Origin of the sequence: Agromyces sp. NPDC058484, from assembly GCF_042720415.1 — a bacterium.
Classification (GTDB): domain Bacteria; phylum Actinomycetota; class Actinomycetes; order Actinomycetales; family Microbacteriaceae; genus Agromyces.
On the sequence record NZ_JBHXMP010000003.1, the window covers coordinates 29,735 to 47,106 of the forward strand.

Below are 17,372 nucleotides of genomic sequence, written 5' to 3' on the forward strand. Positions count from 1 at the left end.
CCCAGCTCACCAGTGCGGCGGCCGCTCCCGGGTGATGCGCTCATCATCGGGGTGCGGCCGCTTCTTCGTGCGACTCGGGTGCTGCGCCTCCGACTCGGACGTCGCCCCCTCGGGCGAGGGGTCGGAACCGGGCGCCGGCGTCAGCCGTGCGCGACGCACGCGTCCGGGGGTGCGCTCGACACGCTGGCGCGGCTCATCGTCCCGGCGAGAGTCGTCGCTCATGGTGCGACCGCGGCATCCGTCTGTTCCGCATCGGGCTTGCCGAGGAGGGCAGCGACACGTGATGCGACGGCCTCGGGGTCGCCGAAGAGCTCGAAGCTGTGCACGCGCAGGTAGTGCCAGCCGAGGCGGCGCAGCACATCGGGTCGCAGCCGTAGGGACTCCCTCAGGCTGAGTCCCGCGAACGCCTCGTCGGTCTCGACGACGACGGCCTTCCCGGCGTGCGCGGCGGCGAGCGCGAGCCGGCCGCGGTGACCTACGCTGACCCGGATGCCGCGACGACCGAGCCGCGCCGCCAGGTCGCCGAGCATCGACTCCCGGGCGACGCCGTCGTCGTCGTCGGCGCGCTCCTCGGTCTGCGAGAGGATCTGGGCGAGCGCGAGCACGCCGTGCGACTGCCGTTCCTCGTCGATGTCGTCTGGCCGGAAGGCGGACACGAGGTCCATCGATCGCCGCGCCCGGGTCATGCCCACCGCGAGCAGCCGGTCGCCGCCGGCCTCGCCGAGGGAGCCGAAGCTCGACAGGAGCCGCCCGTGCGGGGTGCGCCCGTAGCCGACGGAGAAGATGACGCGATCACGGCTCTGCGCGACGGCCTGCTCGAGCGTGAGCACGGTGAACGGCTCCGCGCGGTCGTTCAGGATGAAATCCGAGAGATCGGTGCGCTTCGCGAACGCCGCGAGCACCGCCTGGTGCACGCGGGCGGCGTGCTTCGCGCTCGCCGTGATCACCATGAGCGATTCGCGCGGCCGCTTCACGGCGTGCTCCATCACGAGCTCGACGACCTTCGCCACCTCCTGGTCGATGCTCTCGACGGTGCCCGTGACGGCGTCGGGCAGGCCGTTGCCGCGCACGTAGTGCAGTCCGAGGCTGCCGTGCCCGAGGAAGCTGCCCGCCCACGGCAGCGATGCGATGCGCCCTGCGTAGAACCGACGGTTGACGAGCTCGGCGAGGTCTTCGCCACCGGCGCGGTAGCTGCGGGTGAGCGTGAGGGTAGGCAACAGCTCACCGAGCCGCGCGAGCGCCGAGTCGGCGTGCAGGGCATCGACCCCGCGCTCGGTGGCGGGAGCGGCCGGCGACACGTCGGCGTCGTCGATGCCGGTCTCGAAGAGCGTCGGCGTCTGCGTGACGGGATCTCCGAACGCGACGACCTGTCGCGCACGCCGGATGGCCCCGAGGTTCTCGGCGATGGTCGTCGATCCGGCGTCGACGAGGATGACCGCGTCGAACGCGATCGCGTCGTCGATGCCGGGCACGTCGTAGGGCGAGGCGAGCCACACGGCGGCGAGGGCGCGGAAGAGGTGCGGCGTGTCGTGATGCAGCGTCGCGGGACGCACGTGATCGCCCCGGAGCATCCGCTTCAGGCGTTCGGCTTCGTCGGGGTGATCGACCAGGCCGACCGTCCAGTTGTCGGCGAGGTGCCAGGCCAGCTGGGCGCCGGCGGCCGACGCGTGCGCCTCATCGACGAGCCGGAAGTCGCTCTCGAGCCGGTCGAGCACGGTCGTGTTCGCGCCGAGGAGCGCCCTGTCGTTCGCGAGCATCAGCTCGAGCACGGACTGCCACCAGGCGAGTTCGAGCTCGCCCACCACGGCACTCTCGGGCACGTGGCGCTTCGCGAGGTCGAGGAGCAGGGGGTCGAGGCCGAGGTCGCGCAGTCGCGCCAGCACCGCGGTCCGCTCCTGCAGGTTCGTGAGCACCTCGGATTCCGCGGCGAGGCCGGTCAGGGCCGACACGAGTTCGCCCACGGGTCGCGCGGCGAGCTGGCGCGGCGTTCCCGCGACGCCGAGCGGCGCATCGAGCGCGGCCAGGTCGGTGGCGACCGTGCGGTAGGCGACGTGCACGTCGTCGATGCCGACGGGAACCCCGGGAATCGCACCGGCTTCGGAGTAGCGCTGCCACAGCGTGCGCTGCTGCTGGATGCCGCGGAGCGCTGCATTCAGGTCGGTCACGTGCACGCCCGGCCGCACGTATTCGAGCGCGAGTCGGCGCAGGCGCCGGCGGTTCGCCCCGCTCATCCCCGGCGAATCGCGCCTCGCGGATGTCGCGGCGATGAGCTCGCCGAGCGGACGGTCGAACACCGACGGCTGGAACCGGTCGAGGGTCTCGCGAACGTCGAGGAGGAGCCGGAGGAAGACGCCGAGCTCCGCGACCGATTCGAACGGCCGGAGTCTCGTCTGCGAGATGAGGCCGCGGCCGCGGTCGAGGAGCCTCGGCAGCTCGCTCGCGCTGAGTCGTTTCGCGAGCTCGTGCGCATGCGTCGCCTCGTCGGACGACGTGAACGATGCGCCGTACCATGGCGAGTCGCCGGGCCCGTACCGGAACTCGCCGAGCTCGGCCGCACGCGCGAGGTCGCGCGCGACGCGCCCTCGCCCCTCGGCGAGCGCGACGAGGGACGTGTGGTCGAGGCGGGCCGTCGTCGACGGGGCATCGCGAACGAGTGCGAGCCGGGCGAGCTCGCCGAGCGCGTCGAGCACCGAGACGTGGAGTTCGGGATCGCGCCGGGTGAGCGCCGAGCGGTAGTCGAGGAGGACCTTGCGAAGGCGCACGAGGGCGTCGTCGACGTCGGAGACGCGAGGCCGCTCTGCCTTCTCGTTGCGCGAGATCGACCGGATGAGGTCGCGGCGGAGCCCCGCGGTCGTCACGGCTGCGCCGCCGAGGCCGACCTGTCCGAGGCGGTGCGCGATGCCGTCGAGGCTCGCACGGCGGGCGCCGACGACGAGCACGCGCTTGTCGTTCGCGACGAGCGCCCCGATCGCGTTCACGATCGTCTGCGTGCCGCCCGTGCCCGGCAGCGTCTTCACCACGAGCGAGGAGCCCGACTCGATCTCGGCGACGACCTGCTCCTGCTCGGGATCCGCGTCGAGCAGCAGGGTGTCGGTCGACGGCGGTCGCTCGTCCTGCGGCACGGGGCGGGCACGTTCGCCGTGGCCGGCCAGCGCCGCGCGCGCCGCGGGATTGCCGGCGATCGCGTCGATGAGGGGATGGTCGAGGCGCGCGGCATCCACTGCCAGCGCGGGACCGACCTCGGCGAAGGAGGAGACGACCAGGCGGGGTGCGACGTGGAACCACGGCAGGTGCGAGGTGAGGCCGCGCAGCCGGTCGATCACGGGCTGCGGCTTGAACACGCCGTTGGTGATCGCGAGGGCGACGAACGCCTCAGCGTCAAGGGTGATCTGGAACTGCTCGCGGAGCTCGCGGGCGAGCGCAGGATTCAGGAAGGGCTGCCCCTTGAGCTTCAGCTCGAAGTCGCGTCCGTACCGACGGATCGCGAGCGGTCGGAGCAGCACGGGCGCGAGGTACTCGTCGCCGCCGTTGCGCCACGAGGCGAGGCCGATCGCGAGGTGCACCGACTCGATGCCCCGCACGGAGCGCAGCTCGATGCCCTTCTGCGTGATCTCCGCGGCCGCGAGCCTGGCGTTGCGAAGGGCGAGCTCGTCACGGATGAGGCTCGAGAGCAGGGTCGACTTGCCCGTGATGAACTGCGGGAGCCCGCCCGGATGCGTCGTGGAGAGCTCGATCCGGGTGCGCGGCGTGTCGACGAAACGCACGAGGGGTGAGCGTCCGCCGACCTCGGCGAGGTCGCCCTGCCAGCGTCGCCAGGTGGGCTCGGCGACGTTCCCGGCGACGAGTTCCGGATCGCCGAGGCTGAGGCCGTCGGGGCTCGTGAGGTCGTGTCGCATGGATTCCGGGGTGAGTCGTTCTGCTGCGGCATCCGATTCGGCGCCGAGGACCTCTTCTTCATCATGGTTCCGATCGAGCCGCCGCACACCGACACCATACGTTGCTTCGCACGGAATCCCGGGAGCATCGCCCGGCCCGGCTCGTTTCGGCACCCCGGTGTCTTGCTACCGTCGAGGTATGCAGACCGCCACCCCCGCCGATGTGCACGCCGCTCCTGACGCGCACATCCTCGACGTGCGCGAGCCCGACGAGTTCGCTCGGGCACGCGTCGAGGGCGCGCAGCACATTCCGCTCGGCACCCTCGTCGAACGTCTCGACGAGGTTCCGCGTGATCGCGCCGTCTACGTCATGTGCCATCTCGGCGGTCGGAGCGCCCAGGCGACGGAGTACCTCGAGGCGAACGGAATCGAGGCCGTGAACATCACCGGCGGAATCGTCGGATGGCATCGCGAAGGCCTGCCCGTGACGATCGGCGACGAGTGACGAGCGCGGTCCGCGCCAGCCTCGTCAGCGTGCCGACTGCAACTCGAGCCCGTGCGCGCGAGCGACCCCCTCGTTGACGAGCCGACCGCCGGTGACGTTGAGGCCGAGCGCGAGCGCGGGGTCGGCGGCGAGCGCGTGCTCCCAGCCGAGGTCGGCGATCTTCAGGGCATACGGCAGCGTCGCGTTCGTGAGCGCGGGCGTCGCGGTCGCCGGAACGGCCCCCGGCATGTTCGCGACGCAGTAGTAGATCGCGTCGTGCACTCGGAAGGTCGGCTCGGCGTGCGTCGTCGGGCGCGAACCCTCGAAGCATCCGCCCTGGTCGATCGCGATGTCGACCAGCACCGCGCCCGGCTTCATCGCAGCGACCATCTCATCGGTCACGACCTTCGGCGCGGCCGCCCCGGGCACGAGCACGGCGCCGATGACGAGGTCGGCGTCCTTCAGCTGGCGTGCGGTCTCGTAGGGCGACGAGGCGAGCGTCTTGATCCGGTGGTCGTAGCGGGCATCGATCTCGCGGAGCTTCGGCAGCGAGATGTCCATCACGGTGACGTCGGCGCCGAGGCCCAGCGCGGTGGCCGCCGCCTGCTCGCCGGCGACTCCGCCGCCGATGACGACGACCTTCGCGGGCGCCGTGCCGGGCACGCCCGCGAGGAGCACCCCGCGTCCGCCCTTCGACGCGTGCAGCTCCGCCGCGCCGACCTGCGGCGCGAGCCGGCCGGCGACCTCGCTCATCGGGGTGAGCAGCGGCAACGACCGGTCGGGCAGCTGCACCGTCTCGTACGCGATCGCGGTGGCGCCCGAGTCGAGGAGCGCACGTGTGAGCGGCAGATCGGCCGCGAGGTGGAGGTAGGTGAAGAGCGTGAGGTCTTCGCGGAGGAATCCGTACTCGGACTCGATCGGCTCCTTGACCTTCATCACGAGGTCGGCCGACCACGCCTCGGCGGCGGTCGCGACGATCGTCGCACCGGCCGCGAGGTACTCGGCGTCAAGGTAGCCGGCGCCGGCGCCGGCGCCCGCCTGGATGGCGACGTGGTGGCCGCGCTGCGCGAGTGCGTGCACCCCGGCGGGCGTCATCGCGACGCGGAACTCGTTGTTCTTGATCTCTGCGGGCACGCCGATGTGCATGGGTCGCTCCGTTTGCTGTGGGCCGAATGCTGTGTGGGTTGTCGATTCCATCGTCGCCGGTTGTTCGCCCAGCCGGAAGAGGTTTCGCACAGAATTCGGTAGCATGGCGGCATCCGTCGCATTCATTCGGGAGGAGGGTCCTCCGTGGCCGATCTGCCGCAGATCAGCGAGGCGCCCGGCGGCGCCGCCGGCGGGGCATCCGGGCCCGTTGCGCTCGACGCCGCCGACCGCAAGATCATCGCGCTCCTGCACGAGAACGCCCGCATCCCCAACGTCGACCTCGCGCGAGCCGTCGGCGTCTCGCCCTCGACGTGCCTCGCCCGCGTGCGCTCGCTGCGCGAACGCGGCGTCATCACGCGGTACACCGCCGAGATCAATCCGCTCGCCCTCGGCTTCACACTGCAGGCGCTGGTGAGCGTCCGTATCCGGCCCGGCGCCCGCCACCTGATGGAGCAGATCTCCGACGAGTTGCGCACCCAGCCCGAGGTCGCGCAGCTCTTCTTCCTCGGCGGCTCCGAGGACTTCCTCATCCACGTGCGGGTGCGCGACAGCGAGCACGTGCGGCAGTTCGTGCTGAAGAACCTCTCGGCGAACCCGGCCGTCGCCCTCACCGAGACGAACCTCGTGTTCGAGCACCACACCGCGCTCTCAGCGGGCCTGCGCACCGTGCTCTGACCGCCGACCCCTGAATCGAGTGGATGCCTCGCCGCCGCCGTATGCGCAACCCGTGGCCGCCCGGGCGTGGACGCGGTAGAACGGGTGCATGGCGACCTCACCGCTGGTGCTGGGACCGATGCTGCGCCACGTCGACGAGACCTCGGCCAGCGTCTGGGTCGAGACGCGAGCCGGCTGCCGGGTGAGCGTCAGCGCCGGAGGGCGGTCATGGCAGGCACGCACCTTCGTCGCGCACGGCCACCACTACGCCCTCGTCGAGGTCGACGGACTCGAGCCCGGTTCGACGCAGCCGTACGAGGTGGAGATCGACGGCGCATCCGTCTGGCCGGAGCCCGATTCCGCGTACCCGCCGTCGGCGATCTCCACGCTCATGCCGCGGCGACCACTGCGGATGGCATTCGGATCGTGTCGCACCAGCGTCGCCCACGACCGCTCCGGCAACCGCACCCACGGCGTGGACTCGCTCCGCGCCTTCGCGCTCGCGGTCGCCGCGGGCCGCGACATCCGGCCCGACCTGCTGCTGTTCCTCGGCGACCAGGTGTACGCCGATTCGACCACGAGCCAGATGCAGGAGTTCATCCGCAGCCGACGCGACATCCACGAGGGACCGGGCACGGAGCTCAAGGACTTCGAGGAGTACGCCCACCTCTACCAGCTGGCCTGGTCCGACGAGGCCAATCGGTGGCTGCTGTCGTGCGTACCGACCGCCATGATCGTCGACGACCACGACATCAGGGACGACTGGAACGCGTCACTCGACTGGAAGCGGAGGATGGAGGCCACCTCCTGGTGGCAGGGGCGCATCGTCGCCGGCCTGGCGTCGTACTGGGTGTATCAGCACCTCGGCAACCTGTCGCCCGCGGAACGCGCGGCCGACCCGTTGTGGCGGCGGATCGGCGAGTACGACGGCGCCGAGGAGCTCGACCTCACCGACCCGCTCGACGAGTTCGCCGACCGGGCCGACAAGGAGCCGGCGAGCCACCGCTGGAGCTACTGCCGCGACTTCGGCGATGTGCGCCTGATCGTCGTCGACTCCCGGGCCGCGCGGGACCTCACACCGTCGGCGCGCGGGCTGCTCGACGCGCAGGAACTCGCGTGGTTCGACGATCAGATGCACGGCGGGTTCCGGCACGTGCTCGTGGCCTGCTCGCTGCCGTTCCTCCTGCCGATCGGCCTCCACCACGTCGAGGCGTGGGACGAGGCGATCGCGCAGGGCGCCAGGGGCAGACCCGCCGCCTGGCTCGGAGAGCGCCTCCGGCAAGCCGTCGACCTGGAGCACTGGGCGGCGTTCCAGAACAGCTTCCAGGCCGTCGCCCGGATGGCGATGGAGGTGGCGGACGGCGAACGCGGTCCGTCGCCGCTGACCGTCACCTTCCTCTCCGGAGACGTGCACTTCTCGTACCTGGCAGAGGTGCAGCGCGACGGCGGGGCTCGCATCCTGCAGGCGGTCTGCTCACCGGTGCGGAACCCCCTGCCCCGCTTCATACGCTGGTTCGCGGTGGCGACGTCGTACGGCGTGGCCACGCCGCTGGGTGCCGCGGCCGCGCGTTCCGTGAAGGTTCCCGACCCGCCCTTCCGCTGGAACACCGTCAAGGGCCCCTGGTTCGACAACAACCTCGCCCTGCTGCAGGACGGCCCGGACGGCCTGACGATGACCTGGCACACGGGAGTGGTCCACGGCGGCGACGAGCTGCACCCCCGGCTGGAGGAAGTCGCATCCGTCACCGTGCCGGTGAAGCGGGACGCCGAGCTGTCGGCCTGAGCGGATGCCTCGCCGCCACGCGGCATCCGGGCCTATCGTGGTCGCATGGCGCCTGAGACCACCGTCGCACCGATGCTCGCGAAGGCCGTGCCGGCGGTGCCCGAGCCCGACTCGATCGCCGGCGGCCTCGTCTACGAGCCGAAGTGGGACGGATTCCGCGGGATCGTCGCGTTCGACGGCGAGCACGTCGAGATCGGCAGCCGCGGCGCGAAGCCGCTCACGAGGTATTTCCCCGAGCTCGTCGAGGCATTCGCCCGCCTGCTGCCGGAAGCGTGCGTGCTCGACGGCGAGATCGTCGTGAGCACGGGCGCGGCGGGCCGCGAGCGACTCGACTGGGAGGCCCTCACGCAACGGATCCACCCGGCCGCGAGCCGCGTCGAACTCCTCTCGCGCGAGACACCCGCGATGTTCGTGGCGTTCGACCTGCTCGCGATCGGCGACGCGTCGATCGCCGAACAGCCATTCTCCGAACGACGCGCGGCCCTCGAGGCACTCGTCGGCGAGCTCGGCCACCCGATCCACCTCACTCGCGTCACCACCGATGTCGACCTGGCCCGTCGCTGGTTCCGGGAGTTCGAGGGTGCCGGGCTCGACGGCGTGGTCGCGAAACCGCTTGCCGCTCCGTACGCGCCGGGCAAGCGTGTGATGCTCAAGGCCAAGCATCGCCGCACGGCCGATGTCGTCGCGATCGGCTACCGCGTGCACGCCTCCGGCACCGGCGTCGGGTCGATCCTCCTCGGCCTGTACACCGACGACGGCGGGCTCCGCAACGTCGGCGGCGTCTCGGCCTTCAGCGACGCGCGGCGCAGGGAGCTCGTGGACGAGCTCGAGCCGTACGTCGAGCGCGACGAACATGGTGCGGCGCTCACCGGCGAGACCGACCGCAGCCGGTTCGCGTCGAGCAAGGACGTCTCCTTCGTTCGCCTCCGACCCGAACTCGTCATGGAGGTGCGCTACGACCAGCTCGAGGGAATGCGCTTCCGGCACACCGTGCAGTTCGAGCGGTGGCGGCCCGACCGGGAGGCGCGTTCGTGCACGTTCGAGCAGATCGATCGCCCGGTGGCGTACGACCTGGCCGACGTGCTCGAGTGATCGCGCGGTCGGCTAGCACCGGCGTCGGTGCCCGTCAATCCCTTTTCCACATCGCTCCCCGTGCGTATGGTCGAATTCGGCCGACTCCGTCGATGTGGTCGGCCGTGAGCGGGGAGAGCACCGATGACAGATCCGAACCCGACCGATTCGCGCCCTTCTGATCCGAATGCGGCAACCGAACTCGATGAGGCCGTCGCAGCGGCTGAACAGCATCAGCGTGCCGAGGAGGACGCCGACGCCGACGAACACGTGGTGATCCGCGACCCCGAGACGGGCGCGACGAAAGAGGAGCAGGCGCAATGAGTTCCGTGCTCGACAATCCGGTGTACGAGGAGCGACCGAGACTACGGCACGGATTGCCGCCGATCGGGATCTGGTGGCCGATGCTCGAACGTCCGCTGCAGCGCGAGGTGCTCGAGAACCTCGACGCGCCCCTCCGCCGAAGCGTCGTCGTGCGCATCTTCGAACTCTGCGAGCTCGACGGTGAACCGGTTCCTCGCAGCGAGGTGCGACTCGGCGTGAACGAGCGCGCCTACATCGCCGGATGGATGCACGCCGTCGACTGGACCTGACGGCGAGTCGGATGCCGCAGCCGCGCCCCACGCGGCACACTTGACCCGTGGCGGATCTCGAATCGCGAGCGCCGGGGACGCGCTACGACCGTGATTCCGTCGAGTTCGGGCGCGCCGTCGCCTTCTTCGACGCCGTGTACGCGTTCGCCATCACGCTCCTCGTCGTGAACATCGAACCGCCCGAGGCATCCGACTGGACGGACCTCGGCGCACTCTTCAGCAGCGGGCTCGCTTCCGAATTGGCCGGCTTCGCAATCAGCTTCGTGGTGATCGCGGTCTTCTGGCGGGTGAATCATCGGCTCATCGCGCGCTTCCGCACGATCAGCCCCGGCGTGATCGCCGCGAACTTCATCGCGACCGCGTTCGTCGTGCTCGTGCCCTTCTCGACCCAGGGGATCAGCGACGCCGAAACGGCTGAGGAGCCCTTGGCGGTCGCCGTCTATGCCGTGAACATCAGCCTCGCCGTGTTCGCGCAGTCGGCGATGTACTTCGTCGCGCGCCACGACCGAGTGCTCACGCACCCGCTTCCGCGGCGTGCCGACACGGTGCGCTTCCTCGACACGCTGACGACACCGGTCGTCTTCCTCGCGTCGATCCCGATCGCCTACGCGTTCGGCGCCGATTGGGGACGCTGGACCTGGGTGCTGCTCATCGTGATCGGGCCGCTGAGCGGCCGATGGGCGACACGCCGAGTGGCGCGGATCGTCGCCGAGGAGCGCGCGGGACTGGTTGAACGTGCGTGACACGCGTGTCACCCTGTGGTGCCCCCGGCAGGATTCGAACCTGCGCTTCCGACTTAGGAGGTCGGCACTCTATCCCCTGAGTTACGAGGGCGCCGTCCGAGTCTACTTCGTGCGATCGCCGGCCTGTTCACGCGCGGTAGCCTGTGGTCGGCGCCGCAGGGCGCCCACGTGAGCGAGGCGGGCGGCATGAACGGGTCGACGGGCACGAGGTTCTGGGTGGGTGCGTCGACCGAGGGCGCGCTCGGGTCGGCGGCCCGCGGCATCCGGTCACTGGATGTCGCCGCCGACGGCGCGGCGACGCTCGGCGAGCCCATCGATGTCGGCCCGAACCCGATGTACCTCGCCGTGTCGCCGGCGACCCGCGTGCTCGGGATCGTGCACGAGCAGGCCGAGGGTCGTGTCTCGACGTGGACCCTCGACGGCGACGACGTGCACCCGTTCGGCCTCGCAGGGGCGACCGGCGCCGCCGGCCCGTGCCATCTCGCCTTCGATGAGGCGGGCGACCTGATCTTCGCCGCCAACTACGCAGGTGCGCGCCTCTCGGTGCACCCGGTGGGGCCGGATGTCGCGGCCGACGTCGTGCTCGCCGCCGACTTCGCGGGCTCAGGCCCGAACCGCGACAGGCAGGAGTCGCCGCACCCCCATCAGGCCGTGGCCGACTCGGCCCGCGACCGGCTGCTCGTGCCCGACCTCGGAACCGATCGCGTGCGCGTGCTGCGCCTCGCCGGACTGCCCGCCGACCTCGCGCACGACGGAGCCGACGACATCGTCGTCCACGCCGGCGCGGGGCCGCGTCACCTGGTACGCGCGGGCGAGTTCGCGATCGTTGCGAACGAGCTCGACCGCACGGCGAGCATCGTCGACCTCGTCGAGGGCCGGGAGCTCGAATGGATCCCGGTCGACGAGCGCGTCGAGCCGCGCGGACTCGGGCTGTCGGCGATCCGGCTCACCCACGACGGCATCGTGCTGGTGGGCGACCGCGACGCCGACGCACTCGTGGCGCTGCGGTTCGATGCCGACGCCCGCACCCTCGAACGCGTGGCCTCGGTGGCGACGGGCGGGCGGCATCCGCGCGACCTGAACCTCACGCACGACGAGCGCTTCGTGCTCGTCGCCGATCAGGGCTCGAACTCGATCGCGATCGTCGCGCTCGATCGCGGCGTGCCGACCGAGATCGTCGGCACCGTCGGCACTCCGGCCCCGGCGTGCCTCGCGCGCGTGCCCTGAAGGATCAGTTGTATCCGAGGATGACGATCGCCGAGGTGGCGGGGGCGAGCTCGTCGACGAGCCCGATCTCGTCGAGTCGTGCGTCGTCAAGCGGCTGCGTCATCGCGGTACCTGCCCCATCCGTGGATTGAGGTCTCACGTTACCCGCATGGCCCCGGCGGACTCACTGGCCGAATCGTCCAACTTCGCCGCTCCGAACCGCCATGTTGTCGACAACGACGAGCTCAGGCGGCGATGGCGAGGTACTCGTGCCACTGCGGCAGCGGCCGTTCGAAGCCCCGCACCACCCAGCTGCGGCCATGCGGCATACGCGGGGTGAAGCGCAGCTGCCAGCCCATCTCGGCCGGCGTGTGATCGCCCTTGGTGTTGTTGCATCGCAGGCAGCACGCGACGAGGTTCTCCCAGGTGTCGCGCCCGCCGCGCGAGCGTGGCAGCACATGATCGATCGTCGCGGCCGAGCGCCCGCAGTACCCGCATCGGTGCTCGTCACGGCGCAGCACGCCCCGGCGGCTCACCGGAACCGCATGCACCCGGGGTGTTCGCACGTACCTCGTGAGCAGGATGACGCTCGGGCGATCCCACGCGCCGCTCGCGGCGCACACCGGGTTGCCCTCCTCGTGGAGGATGACGGTGGCCTTCTGGTTCATCACGAGCAGGAGTGCGCGCTTGAAGGAGACGACGGCGAGGGGTTCATATCCCGCGTTGAGCACGAGGGTGCGCATGGCGTGCCTTTCGATCGGGACTGGATGGCTTCCAGCCGCGTGAACGGATCGACGCCCCGAGCGCGCCTGCGCGTGCCGGTGAGGAGGGGGCGGATGCCGCGTGCGAATCATCCGGAGAACGAAGAACGGGCACCGTCGTGAAGACAGTGCCCGTCGGCGCGTTCGCGCTGGTCGTGCTCGGCTGACTGCTGCGCCGTTGGTCGAAGTGCGCGCGCGCACCCGTGGAATGGGTGCTGCGCGTCTCGACCATCGGCTTCCCCTGCCCGGCTCGGTTCGTCAGGGTACAAGAGTAGAGCAAGAATGGCGCGCCGGTTGCCTCCGGCGCGCCATTCTTGCATCGCGTCACGCGATGTACTCGAATCAGATGCCGATGCGCACGATGTAGTAGTCGCTCGTCCAGATCGGCTGCACGCGAACGGATGCCCCTTCATAGGGCGCGTGCAGGATCTGGCCGTTGCCCGCGTAGAAGCCGTCGTGACCGGGCATGATGACGAGGTCGCCGGGCTGCGCGTCGGCCTCCGAGATGCGGGTGCCGGCCGCGCCCTGCCCGGCGGCGGAGTGCGGAAGGCTGATGCCGAACTGCGCATAGACGTACATGATGAAGCCCGAGCAGTCGAAGCCGGCGGGGGTCGATCCGCCGTAGACATACGGGACGCCGATGTACTGCGTTGCGACGTTGTACACGCTCGCGAGGTCGAAGTCCGGATACGGCGGATTCTGGAGGAAGTCGCCGACCGACGGGCCGGAGTACCCGGCGGCGTACGAGGTCATCTGCTGCTCGGCGGCGACTCGCGCGGCCTCGGCGGCTGCGGCGGCCTCAGCGGCCTCGGCGGCGGCCTCGATCTCGGCTCCCGTGACGGCCGCGTAGGCGTCCTTCGTGACCGGTGCCGCGATGACATCGCCGGGCACTTCGACCGACTGCGCCTGGGCCTTCGTGAGTTCGGTCTCGGCCGAGGTGGCGAACTGGGGCCCCTCCGTTCCGGGCGCGAACGCGTATGCGGGGATCGCGAGCGTGCCGACGATGCCGGCCGCGACGGTCATCACCACGACGTTGGCCACCCCGCCGCGTCTGAGTCGACGCGTGGACGGGAGCGCGGCCGCATCGACCGTCGCGGCGTGGTCTCGAGTGCGGGTTGCGGTGGCCTTCGTGGCGGGTGTCGCCTTCGAGAGTGCACCATGTTCGGTGCTCCTGACGGAACGACGCCGGGGGAATCGGGCCAAAACGTGTACCTCCGCCGCCCCACGGCGATGCTCCGCCGTCCCACCTGATGCGCTCGCGGCGCGTCACGGGTTCTGGATCGAGCGGTGGGTGCCTGCGGGGGCGATCTCGATCCTCGTTCCATCGACCGGCTTCGTGCCGACGGACTCGAACGACGATACGCGAGGCCTGCCCGAATGTCACATTTGGATCACGGCGCGCCGCTCGCCGACGAGGTCGCTACTCGCCGATGAAGATGTGACCGGCGACCTCGCTCGGCAGTTCGAGACCGCCATCGACGCCCTCGACCTCGACGAGCACGTACGCGCCCGAGTTGCTGAAGGTCGCCGAGGCGCCCGGCACGACGCCGGCCTGCTTGAGCTGCCCGAGCAACTCGGGGTCGAACTGCACGGGCTCGCCGAGTCGGCGGACGACCCCGCGCACGGCCTCGCCGCGCTGCGAGACGGCATCGAGCACCCGGACGACGCCCTGCATGAACGGGGCTGCCGGCGGGACCCCGAGCTCGTCGAGTCCGGGAATCGGGTTGCCGTAGGGCGACTCGCGAGGCTGGCCGAGGATCTCGATGAGGCGGCGCTCGACCTGCTCGCTCATGACGTGCTCCCAGCGGCAGGCCTCGTCGTGCACGTACTCCCAGTCGAGCCCGATGACGTCGGCGAGCAGCCGTTCGGCGAGCCGGTGCTTGCGCATGACGTGCACCGCCTTGCTGCGCCCCGCGGGGGTGAGCTCGAGGTGGCGGTCGCCCGAGACGACGACCAGCCCGTCGCGCTCCATTCGGGCGACGGTCTGCGAGACCGTGGGCCCGGAGTGACCGAGACGCTCGGAGATGCGCGCGCGGAGCGGCACGATGTTCTCCTCCTCGAGATCGAGGATCGTTCGGAGGTACATCTCCGTCGTGTCGATGAGGTCGGTCACCAGAAGCCCTCCACGTTGCAGCCCGCCATCCAGCCTAGCGGCCACCGCCCCTCGCTAGACTCGATCCATGCCGAGCCTCGTGATCCCCAGCGACCTCCTGCCCGCAGACGGCCGATTCGGCTGCGGCCCGTCGAAGGTCCGCCCCGAACAGCTCGCCCACCTCGCCGCCGAGGGCCCGAGGCTCCTCGGCACCTCGCATCGGCAGGCGCCGGTGAAGCAGCTCGTGGGCCGCGTACGCGCCGGACTCGCCGACCTGTTCTCGCTGCCCGACGGGTACGAGGTCGTGCTCGGCAACGGCGGCTCGACCGCATTCTGGGATGCCGCGGCATCCGGTCTCATCGAACGCCGTGCGCAACTCTGCTCGTTCGGCGAGTTCGGCCAGAAGTTCGCTGTCGAGGCCGCGGCGCCGTGGCTCGAGGCCCCCGACGTCCGCACGGCGGCGCCCGGATCGCGCTCGACGCCCGAGGCGGTCGACGGCGTCGACGTCTACGCGTGGCCGCACAACGAGACCTCGACGGGCGTCATGGCCCCGGTCACCCGCGTCTCGGGCGACGGCGCGCTCACCGTCATCGACGCCACGAGCGCCGCGGGCGGCGTCGAAGTCGACCCGCGGGAATTCGACGTCTACTACTTCGCACCGCAGAAGAACTTCGCGTCCGACGGCGGTCTCTGGTTCGCGCTCCTCTCCCCGTCGGCGATCGAGCGCGTCGAGCGCGTCGCCGCGTCGGACCGCTACATCCCCGAATTCCTGTCGCTGAAGAACGCGGTCGACAACTCGCGGCTGAACCAGACCCTCAACACTCCCGCGCTGGCGACGCTGCTGATGCTCGAGAGCCAGCTCGACTGGATGAACGGCGCCGGCGGCCTCGCCTGGGCCGATGCCCGCACGCGGAAGTCCTCCTCGGTGCTCTACGACTGGGCCGAGCGCAGCTCGGTCGCCACGCCGTTCGTCGGCGAGCCCGCGGATCGCTCGCAGGTCGTCGTCACGATCGATTTCGATGAGTCGACGGATGCCTCGCGCATCGCGTCGATCCTCCGCGAGAACGGCGTCGTCGACACCGAGCCCTACCGCAAGCTCGGACGCAACCAGTTGCGCGTCGCCACATTCACCGCCGTCGAGCCCGACGACGTGCGCGCCCTCACGGCCTGCATCGACTACGTGCTCGAGCGGCTGGACTGAGTCCCGTGCGGTTCTGGCTGAGCGAGTCGGAACGGCGACCCGATCCGGTCCCCGCGCGGGCGGACGCGCGCAAGGCGGCACTCGCCGGCACAGCGGCCTGGGTCGGCGCCCTGGTGATCTCGCTCGTGTTCCGTGCGCAGCTCGACGACGCCGACCTCGGCTGGCTCGTGTGGGCCGCCGTGGTGGGCACCGTCGTCGGCGTCATCGGTCTCGTCGTGGTGCTGCTGCGCCGTCACCGGCACGTACGTCAGTAGCGCGCCGGCCGACCGTCGTCGTCTGAGCCCTCGTCGTCGTCTGAGCCCTCGTCGTCGTCAGGGCCGTCGTCGTCGGGGCCGTCGTCGGAGCCGGAGTCGTCGAGCGAGTCGATGTCGATCCCGTCGAACTCGTCGTCGCCGGCGTCCCTGCCGAACGCTCCGTCGAGTTCGGCCTCGTCGTCGAACTCGTCGTCTTCATCCTCGTCGTCGAGTTCATCGTCGTCGTCGAGGTCTTCATCGTCTTCATCGTCGTCGAGGTCGTCTTCGCCGCCGACCCCGTGCTCGTCCTCATCGGCGGGGTGCGTTCCATCGCCGACGGCGGCTTCGCCCGGCTCACCCTCGACGGCTTCCGCCGCGGCAGCGGCCGCAACCTCCTGCGCCGCACGGTACTCGGCGAGCCGCTCCGACCAGGGCACCCACTCGGGCGCGAGGAGCGCGGACTCGCCGGGCATCAGCTCGGACTCGAGCACGGTCGGCGCGCCGTCGTCGACACGCGCGATCGTGACGCTCCAGTGCCAGCCGGGATACCCGGAGACGTCGGATGCGAACAGCAGGGTGAGCACGTGCTCGTCTTCCACGCGGTGGCCGGCAACCGACCCGACGGTCTCGGCAGGAGTCACCTCGAGGAGGGCGCGTCGCGCGAGGTCGACGGAGGCGAGCAGCACCTCGTCGGCCACGAACCCGCGCGCCGGGGCATCCGTCGACGGGGCCGGCGCCGCGGCCTCGGCCCGCTCCGGCTGCTCAGGCATCGAGATCGTCTGCCACCCGGCGCAGCACCGCGGCCACGGTGCGCGCCTTCGACTTGTCGGGGTAACGGCCGCGGCGCAGGTCGGCGCCGATGCCGTCGAGCACCTTCACGACGTCTTCGACGATGATCGCCATGTCGTCGGCGGGCTTGCGATTGGCCTTCGCGAGGCTCACCGGGGCCTCGAGCACGCGCACCGAGAGGGCCTGCGCGCCGCGCTTGCCCTCGGCGACGCCGAACTCCAGGCGGGTACCCGCTCGCACGGTCGCACCGGCGGGAAGAGCGGACGCGTGGAGGAAGACCTCCTGGCCGTCATCGGCACTGATGAAGCCGAAGCCCTTCTCCTCGTCGTAGAACTTGACCTTGCCGGTGGGCATCGTGTGGACCTCGCTCGCGTCGGAGGGCGCGCGGAAGTCGCGGCGCCGTGCATCCTCCAGTCTAGGAGTCCCCGCCCCCCCGCGGTGGCCCGCTGCCCTAGGCTGGAGGGGTGAGCGATTCCGGCCCCATCACCGAACACCGCGCCGAGCGAGTCCTGGCCTACATGTTCGTCGGCGTCGTCGGGCTCTCGATCCTCGCGTTCATCGCCATCATGATCGGCACGATGGCCGGGGCCGGTGCGAACGACGGGTTCAGCCGGGGCATCTGGCCGATCGTCATCATGCTGCCGTGGTTCGGGCTGCCGCTCGCCATCCTGCTCCTGATCGCGCTGCTGATCGTGAACGGCGTGCGCCGGGCTCGCAGCACGCGTGCCGGATCGAGCTGAC

General features: G+C 70.8%; 19 protein-coding genes and 1 tRNA gene. 11 read left to right on the forward strand and 9 right to left on the reverse strand.

Going from position 1 to position 17,372, the window contains the following annotated elements:
* Window positions 1–6: 6 nt before the first annotated feature.
* Window positions 7–222: a hypothetical protein gene (locus ACFWN7_RS03685; RefSeq protein WP_376937366.1), complete on the reverse strand. Its 216-nt coding sequence runs from the start codon at window positions 220–222 to the stop codon at window positions 7–9.
* A complete protein-coding gene (locus tag ACFWN7_RS03690) occupies window positions 219–3,983 on the reverse strand; it encodes an AAA family ATPase (RefSeq protein WP_376937367.1) in 3,765 nt (1,254 codons plus the stop codon). Before ACFWN7_RS03690 ends, ACFWN7_RS03685 begins: the two co-directional genes overlap by 4 nt.
* Before the next feature lie 91 nt (window positions 3,984–4,074).
* Between ACFWN7_RS03690 and ACFWN7_RS03695 the strand changes: the two genes are divergently transcribed.
* Window positions 4,075–4,380, forward strand: a complete 306-nt coding sequence (locus ACFWN7_RS03695; RefSeq protein WP_376937368.1) for a rhodanese-like domain-containing protein — start codon at window positions 4,075–4,077, stop codon at window positions 4,378–4,380.
* Window positions 4,381–4,404: 24 nt separating this feature from the next.
* Here ACFWN7_RS03695 and ald read toward each other — a convergent pair whose 3' ends face one another.
* Window positions 4,405–5,505, reverse strand: coding sequence for an alanine dehydrogenase (ald, locus tag ACFWN7_RS03700; RefSeq protein WP_376937369.1), 1,101 nt, complete (start codon window positions 5,503–5,505; stop codon window positions 4,405–4,407).
* Between the two features lie 144 nt (window positions 5,506–5,649).
* Between ald and ACFWN7_RS03705 the strand changes: the two genes are divergently transcribed.
* The 6 genes from ACFWN7_RS03705 to ACFWN7_RS03730 all read left to right on the forward strand — a co-directional run bounded on the left by ACFWN7_RS03705 (window position 5,650) and on the right by ACFWN7_RS03730 (window position 10,349).
* Window positions 5,650–6,180, forward strand: coding sequence for an Lrp/AsnC family transcriptional regulator (locus tag ACFWN7_RS03705; protein ID WP_376937370.1), 531 nt, complete (start codon window positions 5,650–5,652; stop codon window positions 6,178–6,180).
* Window positions 6,181–6,268: 88 nt separating this feature from the next.
* Window positions 6,269–7,942: an alkaline phosphatase D family protein gene (locus ACFWN7_RS03710; protein WP_376937371.1), complete on the forward strand. Its 1,674-nt coding sequence runs from the start codon at window positions 6,269–6,271 to the stop codon at window positions 7,940–7,942.
* A 45-nt stretch (window positions 7,943–7,987) separates the two neighbouring features.
* Window positions 7,988–9,034, forward strand: a complete 1,047-nt coding sequence (locus ACFWN7_RS03715; RefSeq protein ID WP_376937372.1) for an ATP-dependent DNA ligase — start codon at window positions 7,988–7,990, stop codon at window positions 9,032–9,034.
* Between the two features lie 123 nt (window positions 9,035–9,157).
* A complete protein-coding gene (locus ACFWN7_RS03720; protein ID WP_376937373.1) occupies window positions 9,158–9,337 on the forward strand; it encodes a hypothetical protein in 180 nt (59 codons plus the stop codon).
* A complete protein-coding gene (locus ACFWN7_RS03725) occupies window positions 9,334–9,606 on the forward strand; it encodes a hypothetical protein (RefSeq protein WP_376937374.1) in 273 nt (90 codons plus the stop codon). Before ACFWN7_RS03720 ends, ACFWN7_RS03725 begins: the two co-directional genes overlap by 4 nt.
* Window positions 9,607–9,653: 47 nt before the next feature.
* A complete protein-coding gene (locus tag ACFWN7_RS03730) occupies window positions 9,654–10,349 on the forward strand; it encodes a TMEM175 family protein (RefSeq protein WP_376937375.1) in 696 nt (231 codons plus the stop codon).
* A 16-nt stretch (window positions 10,350–10,365) separates the two neighbouring features.
* Here ACFWN7_RS03730 and ACFWN7_RS03735 read toward each other — a convergent pair.
* Window positions 10,366–10,440, reverse strand: a tRNA-Arg gene (locus ACFWN7_RS03735).
* Between the two features lie 95 nt (window positions 10,441–10,535).
* Between ACFWN7_RS03735 and ACFWN7_RS03740 the strand changes: the two genes are divergently transcribed.
* Entirely contained in the window at window positions 10,536–11,576 is a 1,041-nt protein-coding gene (locus ACFWN7_RS03740) for a lactonase family protein (RefSeq protein WP_376937376.1), read from the forward strand.
* Between the two features lie 224 nt (window positions 11,577–11,800).
* On the opposite strand, the gene ACFWN7_RS03745 is transcribed toward ACFWN7_RS03740, so the two are convergent.
* The 3 genes from ACFWN7_RS03745 to ACFWN7_RS03755 form a co-directional block, all read right to left on the reverse strand.
* Window positions 11,801–12,298, reverse strand: coding sequence for an HNH endonuclease (locus ACFWN7_RS03745; RefSeq protein WP_376937377.1), 498 nt, complete (start codon window positions 12,296–12,298; stop codon window positions 11,801–11,803).
* A 360-nt stretch (window positions 12,299–12,658) separates the two neighbouring features.
* Window positions 12,659–13,357, reverse strand: coding sequence for a C40 family peptidase (locus ACFWN7_RS03750; RefSeq protein ID WP_376937378.1), 699 nt, complete (start codon window positions 13,355–13,357; stop codon window positions 12,659–12,661).
* Window positions 13,358–13,736: 379 nt separating this feature from the next.
* Entirely contained in the window at window positions 13,737–14,429 is a 693-nt protein-coding gene (locus tag ACFWN7_RS03755; RefSeq protein WP_376937379.1) for a metal-dependent transcriptional regulator, read from the reverse strand.
* Between the two features lie 67 nt (window positions 14,430–14,496).
* Between ACFWN7_RS03755 and serC the strand changes: the two genes are divergently transcribed.
* The gene (serC, locus tag ACFWN7_RS03760; protein WP_376937381.1) at window positions 14,497–15,609 is read left to right on the forward strand and encodes a phosphoserine transaminase; all 1,113 of its coding nucleotides are present in this window, start codon (window positions 14,497–14,499) and stop codon (window positions 15,607–15,609) included.
* A gap of 5 nt (window positions 15,610–15,614) precedes the next feature.
* The gene (locus ACFWN7_RS03765) at window positions 15,615–15,863 is read left to right on the forward strand and encodes a DUF2530 domain-containing protein (protein WP_376937383.1); all 249 of its coding nucleotides are present in this window, start codon (window positions 15,615–15,617) and stop codon (window positions 15,861–15,863) included.
* Here ACFWN7_RS03765 and ACFWN7_RS03770 read toward each other — a convergent pair.
* Both ACFWN7_RS03770 and ACFWN7_RS03775 read right to left on the reverse strand, forming a co-directional pair.
* Complete coding sequence (locus tag ACFWN7_RS03770) at window positions 15,857–16,612, reverse strand: DUF3027 domain-containing protein (protein WP_376937384.1); 756 nt, start codon at window positions 16,610–16,612, stop codon at window positions 15,857–15,859. The two genes, ACFWN7_RS03765 and ACFWN7_RS03770, sit on opposite strands and share 7 nt — an antisense overlap.
* On the reverse strand, window positions 16,605–16,985 hold the full coding sequence (locus ACFWN7_RS03775; protein WP_376937385.1) for a cold-shock protein: 381 nt from the start codon (window positions 16,983–16,985) through the stop codon (window positions 16,605–16,607). Before ACFWN7_RS03775 ends, ACFWN7_RS03770 begins: the two co-directional genes overlap by 8 nt.
* 110 nt (window positions 16,986–17,095) lie before the next feature.
* On the opposite strand from ACFWN7_RS03775, the gene ACFWN7_RS03780 reads away from it, so the two are divergent.
* Complete coding sequence (locus tag ACFWN7_RS03780; protein ID WP_376937386.1) at window positions 17,096–17,371, forward strand: multidrug ABC transporter ATPase; 276 nt, start codon at window positions 17,096–17,098, stop codon at window positions 17,369–17,371.
* The last annotated feature ends 1 nt before the right edge of the window (window position 17,372 follow it).